The organism is Fibrella aestuarina BUZ 2, from assembly GCF_000331105.1.
In the GTDB taxonomy this organism is placed as follows: domain Bacteria; phylum Bacteroidota; class Bacteroidia; order Cytophagales; family Spirosomataceae; genus Fibrella; species Fibrella aestuarina.
The window spans coordinates 4,232,763-4,250,165 of the sequence record NC_020054.1; the positions used below are offsets into that span (position 1 = coordinate 4,232,763).

12 protein-coding genes are annotated in these 17,403 nt (G+C 56.4%); 5 read left to right on the forward strand and 7 right to left on the reverse strand.

Annotated features, from left to right (window positions below; translation table 11 throughout):
* Nucleotides 1–4 precede the first annotated feature (4 nt).
* Nucleotides 5–1,099 carry a Gfo/Idh/MocA family protein gene (locus FAES_RS17320; RefSeq protein ID WP_041258040.1) on the forward strand — a complete coding sequence of 365 codons (1,095 nt, stop codon included), beginning with the start codon at nucleotides 5–7 and terminating at the stop codon, nucleotides 1,097–1,099.
* Nucleotides 1,100–1,134: 35 nt separating this feature from the next.
* Here FAES_RS17320 and FAES_RS17325 read toward each other — a convergent pair whose 3' ends face one another.
* From FAES_RS17325 to FAES_RS17350, 6 genes are all read right to left on the reverse strand, one after another.
* Nucleotides 1,135–2,520, reverse strand: coding sequence for a sigma-54-dependent transcriptional regulator (locus FAES_RS17325; RefSeq protein ID WP_041258042.1), 1,386 nt, complete (start codon nucleotides 2,518–2,520; stop codon nucleotides 1,135–1,137).
* 94 nt (nucleotides 2,521–2,614) lie between these two features.
* Nucleotides 2,615–3,784 carry an ABC transporter permease gene (locus FAES_RS17330; protein WP_015332530.1) on the reverse strand — a complete coding sequence of 390 codons (1,170 nt, stop codon included), beginning with the start codon at nucleotides 3,782–3,784 and terminating at the stop codon, nucleotides 2,615–2,617.
* 103 nt (nucleotides 3,785–3,887) lie between these two features.
* Nucleotides 3,888–5,126: an ABC transporter permease gene (locus tag FAES_RS17335; protein ID WP_015332531.1), complete on the reverse strand. Its 1,239-nt coding sequence runs from the start codon at nucleotides 5,124–5,126 to the stop codon at nucleotides 3,888–3,890.
* 101 nt (nucleotides 5,127–5,227) lie between these two features.
* Nucleotides 5,228–5,923 (reverse strand): ABC transporter ATP-binding protein, encoded by a 696-nt coding sequence (locus FAES_RS17340; RefSeq protein ID WP_015332532.1) that lies wholly within the window; start codon nucleotides 5,921–5,923, stop codon nucleotides 5,228–5,230.
* A 132-nt stretch (nucleotides 5,924–6,055) separates the two neighbouring features.
* Nucleotides 6,056–7,603: a TolC family protein gene (locus tag FAES_RS17345; RefSeq protein WP_374755356.1), complete on the reverse strand. Its 1,548-nt coding sequence runs from the start codon at nucleotides 7,601–7,603 to the stop codon at nucleotides 6,056–6,058.
* Complete coding sequence (locus tag FAES_RS17350; protein WP_015332534.1) at nucleotides 7,600–8,853, reverse strand: efflux RND transporter periplasmic adaptor subunit; 1,254 nt, start codon at nucleotides 8,851–8,853, stop codon at nucleotides 7,600–7,602. Before FAES_RS17350 ends, FAES_RS17345 begins: the two co-directional genes overlap by 4 nt.
* A 478-nt stretch (nucleotides 8,854–9,331) precedes the next feature.
* Here FAES_RS17350 and FAES_RS17355 point away from each other — a divergent pair, with 478 nt between their 5' ends.
* The 4 genes from FAES_RS17355 (at nucleotide 9,332) to FAES_RS17375 (ending at nucleotide 16,787) form a co-directional block, all read left to right on the forward strand.
* On the forward strand, nucleotides 9,332–10,459 hold the full coding sequence (locus FAES_RS17355) for a Kelch repeat-containing protein (RefSeq protein ID WP_015332535.1): 1,128 nt from the start codon (nucleotides 9,332–9,334) through the stop codon (nucleotides 10,457–10,459).
* A 2,115-nt stretch (nucleotides 10,460–12,574) separates the two neighbouring features.
* Nucleotides 12,575–12,913, forward strand: coding sequence for a hypothetical protein (locus FAES_RS17365; RefSeq protein WP_015332537.1), 339 nt, complete (start codon nucleotides 12,575–12,577; stop codon nucleotides 12,911–12,913).
* A 195-nt stretch (nucleotides 12,914–13,108) separates the two neighbouring features.
* The gene (locus tag FAES_RS17370) at nucleotides 13,109–14,089 is read left to right on the forward strand and encodes a Gfo/Idh/MocA family protein (protein WP_015332538.1); all 981 of its coding nucleotides are present in this window, start codon (nucleotides 13,109–13,111) and stop codon (nucleotides 14,087–14,089) included.
* 178 nt (nucleotides 14,090–14,267) lie between these two features.
* Nucleotides 14,268–16,787 (forward strand): T9SS-dependent choice-of-anchor J family protein, encoded by a 2,520-nt coding sequence (locus FAES_RS17375; protein WP_015332539.1) that lies wholly within the window; start codon nucleotides 14,268–14,270, stop codon nucleotides 16,785–16,787.
* A 90-nt stretch (nucleotides 16,788–16,877) separates the two neighbouring features.
* Here the strand turns inward: FAES_RS17375 and FAES_RS17380 are convergent, their stop codons facing one another.
* Complete coding sequence (locus FAES_RS17380; RefSeq protein WP_015332540.1) at nucleotides 16,878–17,396, reverse strand: nuclear transport factor 2 family protein; 519 nt, start codon at nucleotides 17,394–17,396, stop codon at nucleotides 16,878–16,880.
* Between the last annotated feature and the right edge of the window lie 7 nt (nucleotides 17,397–17,403).

A 17,403-nucleotide genomic window follows, 5' to 3' on the forward strand; every position in this document is an offset into this window, starting at 1 on the left:
ATTCATGAACCGACGACTTTTTCTTGGCCAGGCGGCGCTCGGCAGCGGTGCGTTATTAACCGCTCAGGCGAACCCGTGGCCTTCGGTTGCCCCCGACCGTAAGCTGGGCGTGGCGCTGGTGGGGCTGGGTACGTATAGCACGCTGCAACTGGCCCCCGCCCTTCAGCATACCGAACGCTGCCAACTGGCCGGCATCGTGACGGGCACGCCCGCCAAAGCCCAGGCGTGGATGCAGCAATACGCCATTCCCCAGGCAAACGTCTACGACTACCAAACGTTCGACCGCCTGGCCGACAACCCCGCCATCGACATCGTGTATGTGGTGCTGCCTAACGCGATGCATGCCGAGTACGTGATTCGGGCGGCGAAAGCAGGCAAGCACGTCATTTGCGAGAAGCCGATGGGCCTCAACGTGCGCGAGTGCGAGCAGATGATCCAGGCGTGTCGACAGGCGGGCGTCAAGCTGTCGGTAGGCTACCGGCTGTATTTTGAACCGCATCATCTGGAAGTCAGGCGGCTGGCCCAATCGAAGGAGCTGGGCACGGTGAAGCTGATGGAAACGGCCTTGGGCTTTTCGATGGCCGACCCAAAATCATGGCGACTCAACAAGCAATTGGGGGGTGGCGGGGCCATCATGGATCTGGGGGTGTATGCCGTACAGGGCGCCCGCCGCACCATCGGCGAAGACCCGATTGCCGTAACGGCTCAGGGGTTCGTGCGCGACAAGGCGGTGTTCAAAGGCATTTACGAAAGTATGTTTTTTCAGCTGGAATTTCCGGGCGGGGCGCTGTCGAGTTCATCGACCACCTACACATCGTACGTCGACCGGCTGTACGCAACTACGGGGTATCAGTGGTTTGGCCTGCAACCCGCCTTCAACGCCACCGGCGCCCGGGGCGACTCGTCGAACGGCAAGATCGAACTGAGCACACCGCCGTTCCAGCAAATCCGGCAGCTCGACGCCTTCGCCGCCAACATCCTCGACAACACCGAGCCGCTTGCGTCGGGGGCCGAGGGCCTCAAAGACATCCGCATCATCGACGCCATCGTCCGCGCCGCCGATACCGGCCGCCGTGTCGAAATCGACTGGAACGGGTAAGGGGCCGGGTACTTCGTGCGCCATAGGCACCCCCGCTACTCCCTGCTTTCATACGGAATACCGTATTTATCCAGGCGGCGGTAGAGGGCAAACCGGGTGATGCCCAGTGCCCGCGCCACATTGGCCACGCGGTTGTGGTGATAGGCCATCGCCCGTTCGATCATCTGGCGTTCCATCTGATCGAGCGTCATGCTGCCGACGGCGGGTAACTGACCTGGGGCATTGGACGTAGCGCTGGCCAGCGCGGGGGTCAGGTGTTTTTCGAAGTCGGCGACGGTCAGCGTGTCGGAGGCGGTCAGGAGTACAGCCCGCTCGACGCCGTTTTTCAGTTGCCGGATATTGCCGGGCAGGGTCAGCCCTTTGAGCCACTGCTGCGCCTCTTTACTGATGGCCAGCTTAGGCCGGGCGTACATCGTTTTGAGGTTATCGATAAAGAAATTCACCAGCCGCGGAATGTCGGCGGGGCGTTCGCGCAGGGCGGGCAGGCGCACCGTGATGAGGTTGATGCGGTAAAACAGATCCTCGCGGAACGTACCCAGCCTCACCATCTCCTCCAGGTTGCGGTTGGTCGCGCAGATCACCCGCACGTCGACGGTGCGGGTTTTGCTGCTGCCCAGCGGCTCAAACGTCCGGTCCTGCAACACGCGCAACAGCTTCACCTGACTGGCCGGGTCGAGGTCGCCGATTTCGTCGAGGAAGATGCTGCCTTTGTTGGCTAGCTCAAACCGCCCGATCCGGTCGGTTTTGGCGTCGGTGAACGCGCCCCGCACGTGCCCGAACAGCTCACTGTCAAACAGCGTGCTTGAGATACCGCCCAGGTTGACCTTCACGAAGGGCTGGCGTTTGCGGCGGCTGTTCTGGTGCACGGCCTCGGCAATCAGCTCTTTGCCCGTCCCGCTTTCGCCCGTAATCAGCACCGGCGCATCCGTGGACGCTACGCGGCCAATGGTCGTGAGCACGTCGAGCAGGTGTGGGTCCTCGCCCACGATGTTGTCGAACTGAAACTGCTCGTCCAGCTGCCGCCGGCTCGCTGAGGGGAACGTACCTGGCTTATTGGCCAGGTTGATGGCCGTCCTGACCGACTGAATAAGGTGGTCGTTCTGCCAGGGTTTGGTGATGAAATCGCTGGCCCCCGCCTTCATGCCGTCCACGGCCAGACCAATACTGCCCCAGCCCGTAATCAGGATCACAGGTACGTTGGGGAGCCGTTCGCGGAGGTACCGCAGCAGCCGCAGCCCATCGTCGCCCGACGTTTCGACCGAGAAATTCATGTCGAGCAGGATAGCTTCCGGCGTTTCTTCGTCCAGCACCGCCCGCGTTTCAAAAGGGCCGTCGGCCACACGCACGGCAAAGCCCTCCCGCCGGAACAGCAGGGAGAGCGACAGTTGAATGGCCGTATCGTCGTCGATGATTAAAAGCATTCTTTGGGAATGAATAATGTACGGTGTATAATGAACAATGAGTCGGCGCCCGACATCATTCATTGTCCATTATACATCATACATTATTCATTAATTAATCCTCATGTAACGCTACAGCAGGTTGCACCATCGCGGCCTGCCGGCTGGGGTACAGCGCACAGAGCGTGACAATCAGGTAGATGACCACGACGGAAATCAGCATGGCGATGAGGTACACGCGGGCGTCGAGGTCAAACACATGCATGAGCGGAAACTGCCCCGCCAGCAGCAGGCCCAGCACCAGCGCAAAGGTAGCCAGCACCCACATTTCGCCTACAAATTGCCGTGAAATGCGGCCTTCGGTGGCCCCCAGCGCCCGCCGCAACCCGATTTCGCCCCGCCGACGGGTGATGCTCACGTTCAGCACGCCAAACAGACCGAGCGCCACGTTCACGAGCAGAAACGAACTGACGACGAGGAAGATGATCATGGGTACCAGCGACAGGTTATGTTGATTTTCGCGCTGATCAGCCATGTAAGTAAGCTCTAGGTTCCATCCTTTGGCGATCTGACCGAGGTCTTTCATCAGCTTCGCCTCAAACTGCGCATCGGTACCAGGCTGCACGTGGAGCACGAGCGCGTTTTGCCAGTCGCCGGGGTGCGCCCGGTAGAACATTCCCGCCTCGACTTTCTCGAATTCGCCGCCCCGCTTGTAATTGTCAACCACGCCGATGATGCGCCTTTTGTCCGTTTTGTCGTCGCCGATGAGCAGCTTCCCCACGGCGGGTTCGTCGCCAAACACCTTCTCGCGGAGTTTGCGCGTCACCACCACCGGCGTCACCGCCGCGGCCACATCCGACTTGTCGAACCAGCGCCCTTCCAGCAACGGCATCTCCATCGTGCGGGCAAAATCTTCGTCCGTCCAGAAATTATAGGTGTAGACCTTTACACCGTTGTAGGTAGGCACCCCATTGGACGTACCGTTAGCAAAAGGCGTATTGCCCGACGACGAACTGACCGCCAGCACCTCCGGGTACGCCCCAATCCGCTGCTTCAGCTGCTGCCAGATGGGCGTCACCAGCGAGTCGGGTACCTGGCCCCAATCGGCGTTCACCACCCAGCGGTCTTTGTATTGATACCCAATGGGTTCGCGGTAGTTATTGACATTGTAGACGATCAGGCTCGTGACGCCGAACAGCACCAGAAACGAGGCCAGCAGTTCGACAAGCAGCAGCGCATTGCTCCGCTTTTTGTTCCAGATCAGGGTAAACAGATGACGGATCATAATGGGTAAAAGAGCGAAAGAGTGAATGAGCGAAAGAGTGAAGCGATAACCAGTTAAGGGAAGCGTTGTGCGTCAGCAACGCTCATTCACTCTTTCGCTCTTTTTAGTTTTTCAACGCGTCGGCAATGGAGAGTTTGGCCATGCGCCAGGCCGGCACCACGCCCGATACCACGCCGAACAGCAGGCAGATGAGCAGGCTGATGCCCAGCACCGACAGGTTGACGGTCAGGTCGCTGTGCGCAATCCAGCCGCTCTGGTTAATGAGCATGATGGTCAGGCCCGATAGCGTGAGGGCGATGAGGCCGCCGAGCAGGGTGATGAAGACGTTTTCGATCACAAACTGCCCCAGCAACACGCGCACCGGTGCGCCAAAGGCCTTGCGAACGCCGATCTCCGAGGCGCGCTCCATACTCCGGCCCACGTTCAGGTTGATGAGGTTGATGGCGGGCAACAGCATGAACAGGAACATGATCAGGCCAATGACGGTGTACAGAATAGTGCTGTCGGGGCCCGTCGGGAAGTTGCTCAGGAACGTGTCGACGTAGGGCAGCGCGTCGGTGTGGAGGTGAAAGACCTTCAGCCAGCCATCCTGAAACGGCTTCGGAATCCGACCCACCGACGCCTTGTATTCGGCCTGAATAGCGGGAAAGTCGCTCTTGTTTTTGGCCAGAATGATGGCGTTGAACGACCCCAGGTAGTCGCCGCGCTGGTAATTGCTTTTGGGCACGGTGTAGGGCAGGTATACCTCGGCGGCCGTAAACAACCGGGTGATGGGCACCGATTTGACCACCCCGCTTACCCGGTAACGCGTGTTATCGACTTCGATGGTTTTGCCCACGGCCGGTTCGTCCAGCCCAAAATAGTCGTCGCGGAAGGCATCGGAGATCACCGCCACCATATCGCCGTTGCCCACGTTCTGGGCCGAATAGGGTTTGCCTTCGAGAAACGTGAATTGGGTTACGTCCCAGAAAGCGGCGTCGCTGAACTTGGTTTTCAGCCTGATGCGTTTGTCGCCCACGTAGGCGTTGGCCCAGGCCCAGGCCGACACCAGCGCCACGTTCTCGGGCGTTTGCAGCGACAGGGCGTGTTTCTTCAGAAACTTGTAACTCAGGTCGCTGTTGCTGCCCGATTGATCCATCGAGTCACGCATGCTCATGTGCAGCAGGTACAGCGACCGGTCGCGGTTCGCTTCGGGGTAATGGCTCCCGACCAGGTGATCGATGAAGGAGGTCAGCACCATCAGGACCGTCAGGGTCAGGCTAATGCCGAAGAGGGTAATGAAGGTGTAGAACGGATGCCGCAGCAACACCTTCCAGGCGATTTTGATGTAGTTCGTCAGCATGGCTTGTCAGAATGAACAATGAATAATGTACGATGCACAATGGGCCGGGCAACCGGCCATTGACGCGTCAGCGGTCCGCCGCCCGGCCCATTGTTCATTATTCATTGTTCATTGTACATTAACGTTGAGTCCCCCACCATTGAGCCGTCGAAGAGGCGAACGAGGCGGTGTGTTTTCTTGGCCATCGTTTCGTCGTGCGTCACCATCACGATTGTGGCGCCGTCGGCGTTGAGCTGTTGCAGAATACCCATGATCTCGTTGCCCATGCCGCTGTCGAGGTTGCCAGTAGGTTCATCGGCCAGGATGATGCTGGGGCGCCCCACAATGGCCCGCGCAATGGCCACGCGCTGTTTCTGCCCGCCCGATAATTGCCCCGGAAAGTGCTTCATCCGGTTGCTTAGGCCCACCCGTTCCAGCGCCAGTTGCGCCAGTTGACGGCGCGACGAACCCGTTTCGTCTCCTTTACGATACAGCAGCGGGATCTCCACGTTGTCGAGCACCGACAGGTCGTTGATGAGGTGGAAACTCTGGAAAATGAAGCCGATGTGCTGATTCCGCAGCCGCGCCAGTTCCTGATCGCGGTATTGCGTCACCGTCTGCCCGTTGATCTCGACCTGTCCCGAGCTGGGGGCGTCGAGCAGGCCCATCATGTTGAGCAGCGTCGATTTGCCGCAGCCGCTCGGCCCCATGATCGAGACAAACTCACCCGCCCCAATGTGCAGGTTTACGTTGGTGAGCGCCAGCGTCTCGATGCTGCTGGTGCGGTACACTTTTTCGATGTTTTTAAGGTGTATCATGGAAGAAGGACCTCACCCCCGGCCCCTCTCCTTGAACTAAGGAGAGGGGAGTCTTTCGGAGTAGCTTCGCTAGTCGGCAAAGCTCCCGGAGGCCCCCCCCTCCCCTGAAAGCAGGGGAGGGGCCGGGGGTGGTCAGTTTAGTTTTTCATTCGATTCAAAATCATACAAGGTCAAAAAGCGGAGCGTGTAATACGACTGCCAGTAGTCGCGCAGGGCCAGGATGGCATCGCGGCGGGCGCGGTCTTTGTCCTGGGTGGCAATGCCGAGGTCCGTCACGGTCAGGTCGCTGAGCCGGAACCGCTCCTGCGCAATCTGGTAGCGCGACTGAGCAATCTGGTCGGCTTCGGCGGTGAGTTTCACCTGCTGCCGCAGCATGTCCAGCAGCGTGACCTGCGTGTAAATCTGCTGCTCGAACGTCCGTTTGGCCTGCTCGATGCTCTGCACCGCCAGTTGCTGGTTGGCGCGGGCCGTTTCGGTGCGGGCCTGCTGCCGCCCCCACGACATGATGGGCACGATAAACTGCAACTCAACAAATTGCCGGTCCTGCGGTCGCGTGTAGACATCCACTGGCCGCGCGCCCCGGTTGGTGAGGCCGAAGTTGGCGTTGAGCGTGGCGTTAAGGCCGTTTTCTTTCCGGGCGTTCTCCACGTCGCGGTCGGCTTCGAGCTGTCGACGCTGGAAGGCAATGGCATCGGAGCGGTTGGCAAACGCCTGCCGGATCGCCTGTTGCAGATCGACCTCGAACGAACGTACCCCGTCGGGAATCACCAGCTCGAAGGGACGTACCCCAGCGCCCGTTTCGGTCGCCAAATTCAGGTACGAGCGCAGTTTCAGCGACGCCACCTCCGCCGTTTGCCGCGCCGACGCCAGGTCTTTGCGGGCGTTCAGCACGCTCAGTTGCAGTTGCAGCAGGTCGTTGCGCGAGAGCCGCCCCAGGGCCAGCTTGTGCTGGGCGATGGTAAACAGCGTATCGTTGTTGGCGCGGTTCGTCTCGGCAATTTGCAGGTTCACCTGCGCCACCAGCAGATCGAAATACAGCGACGTGGCATCCAGCGACACCTGTTCGAGCGCCTCGATGTACTGCTGATTGCTTTCGGCATAGCGCAACGGTTCGATGCGCCGCGCCCACTTCATGGGGTTGTATCGAAACAGCGGCTGACTCAGGCCAATGGCAAACGGAATGCCGTTATAGAGCGTGTTGCGGTCGAGAAAGTTGTCGAACCGCTGCAACTGATGCTGCACGTAGATCGACCCGCCCGTCAGCGGAATGTTCTGGCTCAGCGCGAGGTTCAGCAGCGAATTGTTGTTCGACACGGGCTGGAACGCGATGGTGCCGTCGGGCTGCTGCACTTGGATGAATGAGCGCGTGAAGCTGGGCAGTGAGCCGTCGAGGCTCAGTTGCGGCTTGTAGTCCGCCAGAAACGAGCGGTATTTCCAGTAGTTGGTTTTCTGCAACGTCGCCGCCTGCCGACTCGCAATCGACTGTGTACGGGCCAGGTTCACCACCTCCCCCAGCGTCAGCGTCAATGCGGTCCGAGGGGTCGGCTGCGCCAACGCGGGGAAGCCCATCAGCAACGTACCCAGCATGACTAGTACGAAGATTATGTAGGCTGACTGTACTGGGTACGTTACTAACGCACCGGCCTCCACGCCCATCCGATCACTGGTTCGCTTTTTCATTCGTTCGCGATCGTGATTTGGTCCACATGGTTGAATTCACTCAGATCGGTCAGGATCACGCGCTCACCCGGTTTGAGGCCGCTTTTGATCTCGACCCAGTCGAAATTGGACAGACCAAGTTCCACCTCCCGCCGATGGGCGACGTTGCCGCTGCCCATCACAAACACGACCTGCTTGCGCTTGCCTTTGAAGGCCGGTCCGTTGGGTACCCGCACAGCCTGCGCGCTGCGGTTCGTCACGATAAAGACCTCCACCTTCTGGTTAGGTCGCAGTGACGCATGCCGACTGTCATCGAGCGAGACCGCGAACTGAATCGTGCTGTTCTGCACCGACGGTTTGATCTGGGTAATCTGCCCGCGCAGCTCGGTATCGTTGATGCGCACCACCACCGGCAACCCCGCCCGTAGCTGATCGGCGTAGGCATCGGAGCAGGACCCGTCGACCCGAAAACTCCCCAGATCGGCCACTTTGGCCAGCATCTCGCCTTCGTTCACCGCCGACCCCACGTTTTCGTTGACCCAGGTAAGCACCCCAGCGCGGTCGGCCAGGATATCGGCCTGCCGGAGTTTCTGAGCCATCACCTTTAGGTTGGTGCTTTCGATGCGGGCCTGCAACTGCGTCTCGCGCAGGCTCGCTCCCATCGACTGCCGGTTGTAGGCCAGGTCGTTTTCCAGTTGCTTCTTTTCCAGTTGGGCAATGCGGAGCGCGTTCTCGGCGCGGGTGACATCTTCGGGCGTTTGGCCGCCCACTTTCAGCAACCGACGGGCGTTTTCGACCTCGGCCTGTAGCTTATTGATATTCAGCAGCTTGATCTGATCGTTTATGTCAGCATCGTAAAGATTCTTGTCCAGCCGCATGCGTAGCTGCTCGATGCCGTTCTGTTTAAGCGCCAGCTGATCCTGAAGCTTTTCGTACTCGATCTGCGTCAGCGATTTATCCAGCTCGACAATCGCCTGACCGGGACGTACCCGCGCCCCCGGCGTCAGCAGCACCCGCCGGATACTGGCCCGGATGGGGCTCGTCATAATCTGTTCGTAGGCCGGGATGATCTCGCCCGTGGCGTTGAGCGTGTTATCGACGGGCCCCGACCCAACCACCACCGTACGAATTTTGGTCGCTTCGACCGACGTTTTCAACAGGGAACGTACCCCCAGCGTCGCGCCCAGCAGGGCCACCACCGCCAGCCCCCCAATCAGCCAGGGTTTTCGGCGGGAACGCGTAACAAATTCAGGAGCAAGAGCACGGTCCATACAACAAATCAATTTGCCAATGGAGTTGCCAACGCCGTGCCAGTTTCTATGTAACTGGTTTGCAAGTACTTGCCTTAAATACCAGTCAATTCGTTTGTGCGAAACCGCACAACTTGTGCGGTTTCGTGAAAAGAAAATTAACTAAGAGACTTACAAAGGAACAATTGCGGCGATCAAGCCCAGTTGGTACAATTGCCCATTGCTAGCCATAATTATTCAGAGGAGGCTTATACTTGGCAATAACCTCTTGACAATCAAATTAATAATATTAAATCTTTCGACATACGTCAGTATCCCGGATAATTCAAGAAGCCTACGAAGCGGGAGCGTCAGCCTTTAAGCCAGGAGGCCATATTCAGAGAATGACACCGTATTTTTTAGTGTAACAATGTATCAGGATCAGCTCTGCTCCGAATCTCAATAAACAACGAACACTCTTTATTAAACAGATTTTTCACTCTGCTACCTCTTCGAAGAAATGGCTTTACCGCTGAATCGATTCGCTTCTTTTATCTTTCTGCTGAGTTTTGTTGCAAGCTGGCTTAGCAGCTGTACCGTTGATCATCCTGCTGCACCAACCAAGCCGCAATCTGCCTATATCTCACCCCCGACTACTAATGGTCCAAGTGGTTTGGCTTATGCCATGCAGCTAGGCACGAAATGCTTTGTACTTGACGCTAAGGAGCAATTCTGGCAGTATGACCCCATTAATCGTTCATACACTGCCAAGGCAAAGCCTCCTCAACTACCCGAATTGAGCAGGGCCGGCTTCTTTGCCATTAAGCTGTTTACCTTCTCGTCGGCTGACAAAATTTACTTAGGCGGACAGAGCACAGCTGCCATACCAGGCACGACTGATTTTCCGGTCTTTCTACACGTTTACGATCCAACAACTGACACTTGGACATCGACCAATCCTTATCCGGGCAATGGCAATCCTTATCCAGATAACTATATTGGTTTTTTTGCTAGTGGACGAGGCTACGCCTGTTCCTTCGTTAATGGCTTCGCCAACGGTAGCCTTACTAACCAGTATAGAATTTATTGCTACGAATACGAGCCAGCAAGTTCGAGGTGGGCCAAACGTTTCGACACACCATTTACTTTACCTTCAGGCCTGATTTATGGTAACTCAACTCAGTCAGTAGTGCTCAATGGCAAGGCTTATTGGGCAGTCAACGCCTACCCAGCTGCTAAAGTAGGAAAGCCCCTCAGCAATGAAGATAAGTATGTTTGTATCTACGAGTTAAACCCGCAAACCAATGAACTGACGCTTAAGCTAACGACAAATCCGTTTGGTAATGGTATGCCTGTTTCCCCTAGCCTTCAACTTGGCCTGTCAGCCGACAACAAGATATGGTTCGTAACGGATGGTGGTTTTGACAGCACGAGTTCAATTGCTAACCAGTTATTTGTTTATGATTCAGCTGTCAATCAACTAAGTCAGACCTCGGCTAGTTTATTGACTAGTTCCGATAAAGCACTTCATTCTTCGGTCGGGTTTTCTGTCAACGATCACTTATACATCGGCTTGGGCCAATATAGCTTTCGTAATGGTACGCCTGCAGGACTCGAAAGTGGTTTTGCCGAATTTAACGTGAAGTAGTCTTAAGTTAACAAAGATCAAATTCTTATAGAAAGCTAGCAGGTATTGGTTTGATTAACAGGACAGATGCTGCATGTGAGTATTCTTCACATTCAGTATGACACTATAAATTAGTAGCTGGTCGAGCCGCGTGGGATCATTTTCGCGGGATAGAAGACACTTAAAAGGTGTTCGGAAATTAGAATTAGCCACCACACAGATCATGCTCAACGCATTCAAGCTAGCCGCTATACAAACCTTCCAACACGATTTAAAAAGTCTCACCTTCTATTTCGTTGTCATATTCATCTCTATTATAATAGTCTTTCAGCTTTGAACCGCAGAAAGGACAAAATGATATACTTAGTTTTGCTGAATCTCTTTCGAAGCGATAATATCCTATTGTAAGATAGAAAAGCCGAGGCTCATCTAGTCTTAGATATGCGTTTGGCTTGTATCTGACGATTCTGATTGCGGGTGCTGTCGTAGGAGGAACTTTAGCAGCAACTTCAAAGTCAGGGCAACAATAATTTATTTTTTTCATGGTACAACTGGTCTCAGGCCACGTGTTCGACTCCAAACGGGGGTATTTGCGATTTTCTGGCAGCAGATTCGGTTAAGAGCTTGGTAGAGAATTGATGAGGATTAGCAGTCGAGTCAACTTTGTATCAACCAAGAAACAAAGTAATGACCAAACAACGGTCCGCCGCTGCGGTAGCAACCACTGACCAACTACCGGCTTTTTGCAATTACCCAACATACTCTTAGTGATGAACAAATAGAAAGTAATATGGGGTTTGTGTAATATACAAACCGTATGCCTTGCATTACTTACGCTTGATAGCTGTACCATTTTCTTTGTTTTCATCTTATTATTAATACTACCAATAACTTTAATCATACTTCGTGATGCTGTACGGATTTGTATTCGAAAAAATTAATGACCTAGATTATATCTGAGTTTGAGTGGAATTACGTTTTTAGAGCTAACCATATTTTCCCTAATTCATGATTGGGGCTTCTTAGGGACCAAGTTTTTGAAAGCAGAGTTTATTGATGATTTAAATAGGGTTGATCTTATTCTCTGAAAAAACGGAAAGTTCCGAGTGAAACCAGGGAATCTAATGTCGAATCTTCGTACCAAACGACGAATTATATATGTCAATTCGACTATTTCTTTTACTCATCTTGGGTCTGGTTTTTCTGAGCAACTGCCAGCGTGACTCATCAACAATAACCCCATCAGAAAACGCTAAACTATTGGGCAACTGGCGGTTGACTAAATCAGTAGGCGGTCTTGGCGGGTGGACAGTCACGCCCCAGGAAACGTCAATACTCCGGTTCACTTCGGCAGGCACCTACGCACGGTTGATCGCTGGCGTAACACGGGAGACAGGCCGTTACAACTATACCCCAATCGCCAATGCCAGGCCAAATGAGAAACAAGCTACAATCACGCTAAGTAAGATCGTTTTCTACAACAGCAGTGGTCAACAGAGCAGTACTAGTAATCAGCCAGTCAACTTGGTTGTACTGGATCACACGGATAGCGAGTTGACCGTATACGAAGATCAAGTGGCTGATGGGTATGTGGATTACTACACTCGCGCCAACTGATTGTATCAGTCACCAGTGCTGCTGGTCAAGGGTTTAATGAGTGGAAAAAGGGGTTTGTGGAAGAAGGGGCCATCTTCAAGTCGGCCAGGCCGGTGCCGGGCACCACGATCCTGCGCATTTACAATGGCGATGCGGCGGTGAAGAACGTTGTCCTAGACGTCGTTTTCGGCTACGAAAAAAGGCGACTTCCCACTTCAGGTTGTTCGGACCGAAGCGTACATCAACCAGAATGGCACCTGGTATTTTGTCGCCGGGCAAGGAACCCGCGTGCTGTCTAAAGACGAATACAATGCGCGCATGAAGCCTTAAAAATCGGCTATCCAATTGCGTTTTGCCAGCGGTGCGTTAAGCCATCATACAGGACAGGTCAACGTACCGACCACCAGCTGGGTAAGTCCCGTTCCAGTCTGCCCACACAATTTTTTCACCACCGCTTGCTTTGGGTCAAAAAATTATTTCACTTTGTAACACAAAGTTCTTTTAACATTCAAACCTGCTTACGCTTAACACAATCACAACATGACAAACATTAACCAATCGCCGAGTCAGCCCCTCCATCCGGTTTCGGCCCGTAACCGGATGCTCATCGGCGCCGGTATCGGGCTGCTGGTCATTGCCTTCTTCGTCGTCGGTGTCGACCAGCCCAACCCCGCCTGGGGCAAGTGGTGGATGATCCGGCCGCTGCTCGTCACACCCGCCGCCGGAGCCATGGGTGGCCTGTTCTACTACTTCATGGACTACCTGCGCTATCAGGGCGGCGCCAAAAAAATAGCTGGCATTGTGCTGGGGGTGCTGGGCCATGCTGTGGCCATCTGGCTGGGCGTCGTGCTGGGTCTGGATGGCACGATGTGGGATTAACCGCCATCCAAACGGCCGGGTGGTGGCGTCGGTCTCCCCTAACGGCATCACCCGGCCCGGTTGTCCATTGGTTTGCTGATGCCCCACTTACCTGTCAGTTGGTTTTCGGTCCGGTTACGCTAGATTCTGGCGTTCGCTGCGTTTAGTAGTTGACAGGCGCAGGCAGGGAGCCGTTGCCCTGTTCGGAACAAACGTATGGAGTCAATCAACTGGGGAATTATTGGCTGTGGAGACGTGACGGAGGTCAAAAGTGGGCCTGCGTTTAACAACGTACGCGGCTCGGCGCTCGTGGCGGTGATGCGGCGCGATGCCGAGAAAGCCGCCGACTACGCCCGTCGGCATAACGTACCCACCTGGTACACCGATGCCGACGCGCTCATCAACGACCCGGCTGTCAATGCCGTCTACGTGGCCACCCCACCCGACAGCCACGCCGACTACACCATCCGGGCCCTGCGCGCGGGTAAACCCGTCTACGTGGAGAAGCCGATGGCGCTCAATGCCGTCGAGTGCGGGGCCATGAACCGGATCAGCCGCGAAACGGGCGTTCCGCTGTTCGTGGCGTTCTACCGCCGGGCACTCCCCTATTTTCTCAAGGTAAAAGAACTAGTCGACAGCGGCGCGATCGGCCCCATCCGGCACGTCAGCACCCAACTCAACTGGCCGCCCGCCGACCGGGAGCTGGGGCTGGCCCCACAGGCCAACTGGCGCGTCACACCCGCGGTGTCGGGCGGCGGGTTGTTTCATGACCTCGCCGCGCATCAATTCGATTTTCTGGAGTTTCTGCTGGGGCCCATCCAGACGGCCCGTGGCTTTGCCCGCAATCAGGCCGGTCTCTACGAAGCCGACGACATGGTGGTGGCTGCCTTTACGTTTGCTTCGGGCGTAGTGGGCACAGGCAGTTGGTGCTTCACCGTCAACCCCGAACAGCGCCTTGAACAAACGACGCTGGTAGGTGCCAGGGGCACTATCACGTTTTCCTTCTTCGAAAATTTTGTCATCACCGTAACCACCCGAAGCGGTACAGAAATACTCACCGTGCCCTTCCCTGACCACGTTCAGCAACCCCTGATCGAGTCGGTAGTGGCGGCGTTGCAGGGCCGGGGTACGTGCCCCAGCACGGGTGAAACCGGCCTCCGCGCCAGCCTCATCCTCGACTGGATCACGGCGGGATAACCGTTGGTATGCGTGTCGCTTCAGGTACTCATCAGGCTATTTTAGCGAACGTTTCTGTATATCCGGTTGACTAAAATTTACCTGATTAACCACTTAGTAAATATGCTTACTGTGCGTAAACGGCTGGTATAGATTCGTCTGTTTTTATAGTTTTTCTATACTAAATCCTGTTTACTGCATGAAACACGCTTTACACACACTCCTTTACAGCCTCTTGATGAGTACGTTACTGGGCCTGCTGGCCACGCCGGTAGCGGCTCAGGTACTGTTCAAAGAAACCTTCAATAATATCCCCGGCCCGCGATCAGGTGGCGCGGGCACCTACGCCTTTCCCGCTGGCTGGCTGCTACGTAACGTAGACAACCGAACGCCGAACGGTGCGGTATCCTATGTTAACGATGCCTGGGAACGGCGCGAAGATTTCGCGAACAACACGGCCGATTCAGCGGCGTTCAGCACGTCATGGTACGCGCCAACCGGACAGGCCGACGACTGGATGTGGACGCCCCTGATCGGAACGATTTCGGCGACCACGAAACTACGGTGGCGAGGTCTGGCCTACGACCCACTGTTCCGGGACGGCTACGAAGTCCGCATTATGACGGCCGAGCAAGGCCCTCCCACGGGTGGCAGCGGAGCCATTGGCAATCAGGTCACTAACTCAACGGTGGTATTCTCATTAGCGAACGAAAACGCCTCCTGGACTAACCGGGAGGTCAGCCTGAGCAGCTTCGCGGGTAAGTCGGTCTACGTTGGGTTCCGTAACAATTCGAACGACCAGTTTTTACTGCTCATCGACGACGTTGAAGTGGTAAACGACAACTCGTATGACGCCAAGCTGGTCACGGCGGCCCGGCCGTCTAACTACAGCAAAATCCCAACAACGCAGGTATCGTCGCTGTCGTTGGCGGCAACCATCCGAAACGAAGGCACGCAATCGCTGACCAACGTAAAACTGGCTGTCGACGTACAGAAAAACGGCACAACCATCGAAACGCTTTATTCCGATCCGATTGCTACGTTACCTACGGGCGCCACCGCCAGTTTTTCCATTGCCGGGGGCTACACGCCTACGGCAGGCGTCGGAACATACGCCTTTGTGTACCGATGTATGCAGACCCAGACCGACGAGAACGCGAGCAACAACACCGCTCAGAGCAGGCCAATACAGATCGATCCCGACACCTACGCCCGCCATACCGGCGCGGCCGCGAGCAACCTGGGCATTGGCGATAACAGTGGTCAGGGCGAACTGGGATCGCTGTTCACCTTTGTCCAGTCGCAGACGCTGCGACATGTTACGGTCGATTTTAACGCTGTGGAGACACCCACGCAGGTGAAAGCCCGGATCTACGGCACAACGGGCGGATTACCCACCGCCAATTCCACCCTGCTCTGGGAGTCGGGGGTCATGACTCTGACCAATACGGCGCCGCAGGCCGTTACGTTTACGGGGCCAGCCCTGACGCTCTCCCCCGGCACGTACCTGATTAGTTTACTCGAACTGGACAACACGCTCACGGTGGCCAATCATACCGATATCTTCACGCCCAGCACCCAGTTCGTTCGGTTTCCCGGTAGCCCATACGGGTCGGGATGGGCTACCGTCGAGACGTTCGGCGCGACCTTTGCCAAAACGCTGGCGATCAGTGCGGTAGGCGGCTGCGCTCAACCCATCACCCCAACGCTCACGGCCAGCAGCACGGCGGTTTGCGCACCAAGTCAGATTACCCTGACGGCGGGCGGCGGCAGCCAGTATACCTTCGCGGGGCCGGGCCTGAGCCAGTCGGGCAGTTCAAACACGGCAGTCGCGTCGCAGTCAGGTACATATAGCGTAACTGTCAGCGACGGGGTAGCCTGTTCGGCCGTGGCGAGTCTGTCGGTGACGATCAACACGCCCCCTAATCCCCCGACCGTATCAGGCAGCCTGACGGTTTCCACATCGGCTACGCCGCTCCCTCTAAGCAGTCTGGTTACGGCCGCCGCCAGCCACACCCTGACGTTCTACAATGCCAACGGGCCCGTTCAGCCACCTGTCGCCAACATCAGTCAGGCGGGCATACAAACGTTCTCGGCCGTCCAGACGTCGCCGCAAGGGTGTGTCAGCCCGGCCGCGGTGTTTAGTCTCACGGTGATTGCCCCGCTGCCGCCCGCCACGCAAAGCACCTGCCGGGGCGCGCAGGTGGTGTTGACGGTCCCCGCCACCGGGGTACGTTACCAGTGGGTCCGACTGAACGGTACGTCGTCACTCCGCCTCACCGATGCGGCGGGTGTTCAGCGAGGCACCGCCACGGCCAGCCTTACGCTGCTGAGTCCGCAAACGTCGGCAACCTATACCTGCCAGGTCACCCAGGCTAATGGCTCGGTGCAGACAGTCGGGCCATTTACCGTACAGGTCACGGTCTGTTCGGGCGGACGGGTAGCCGCCGCTGAGCCGGGCGAAGCACTTCAGATACGGGTGGTGCCCAATCCGCTGGTCGACAATCGGCTGCGGGCCATCATCAGCGGCGCCGGTGGCCAATCGCTGCGGGTCGAACTGACCGACGTGCAGGGGCGGTCGCTTCGGCAACAGCAGTGGTTACAGGCAGCCGACGAACAGCGCCTGGATTGGGATGTCAGCCAGACCGCCGGGGGCATGCTGTTTTTGAGAGCCACCACTGACCACCAAAGCCATACGGTGAAAGTGGTCAAAGAATAAACCTAGTCCAACTAGTTGCTAATCAGCGCCTTGCTAACACATGAGCTTGTCGAAGGCTCATGCCCTAGCAAGGCGCTGATTAGCAACTAGTTAGCTTGGCTGCTGGCCTTTGTTCATAAACGCGGCCAGACTCCCGAGGGCGGTTTGCTGCACTTTTTGCTGGAGAAAACTGGTCCAGCCGAGCAGCAGGCCCGTCAGGCCCAGCGCCTGTTTGGCCCAGGTGTGAAAATCGAATTGGTCGGTATGGCTGACGATCTTCCCATCGGCAAACGTGAAACTCGACCGAACCTGGTTGACCACGGGTCGGCCTGTCTTTGAGAAGGTATAAGTCGCCGTCCATTCGGCGTGACCCGTGGTTTCGTCGGCATCGAGCACACGGTAGGTAAGCTGCATGTCTTTCCCCTGCCGGATCAGCATCTCCCACATGGCCCGAACCTGCGCCGCGTTCAGGTTCGGAAAGGCCGGATCATTGAATACGGCCGTATCGGCATAACAGGCCTGCATGGTGGCGTAATCCTTGCGTTGAAACGCCTCGTAAAACGTGGTCAGTAACTGCTGCGTAGCCGTCATGGGATGGGGCGGCTCTTCGCCGCGTTGCACCACAAACATAGCCCGA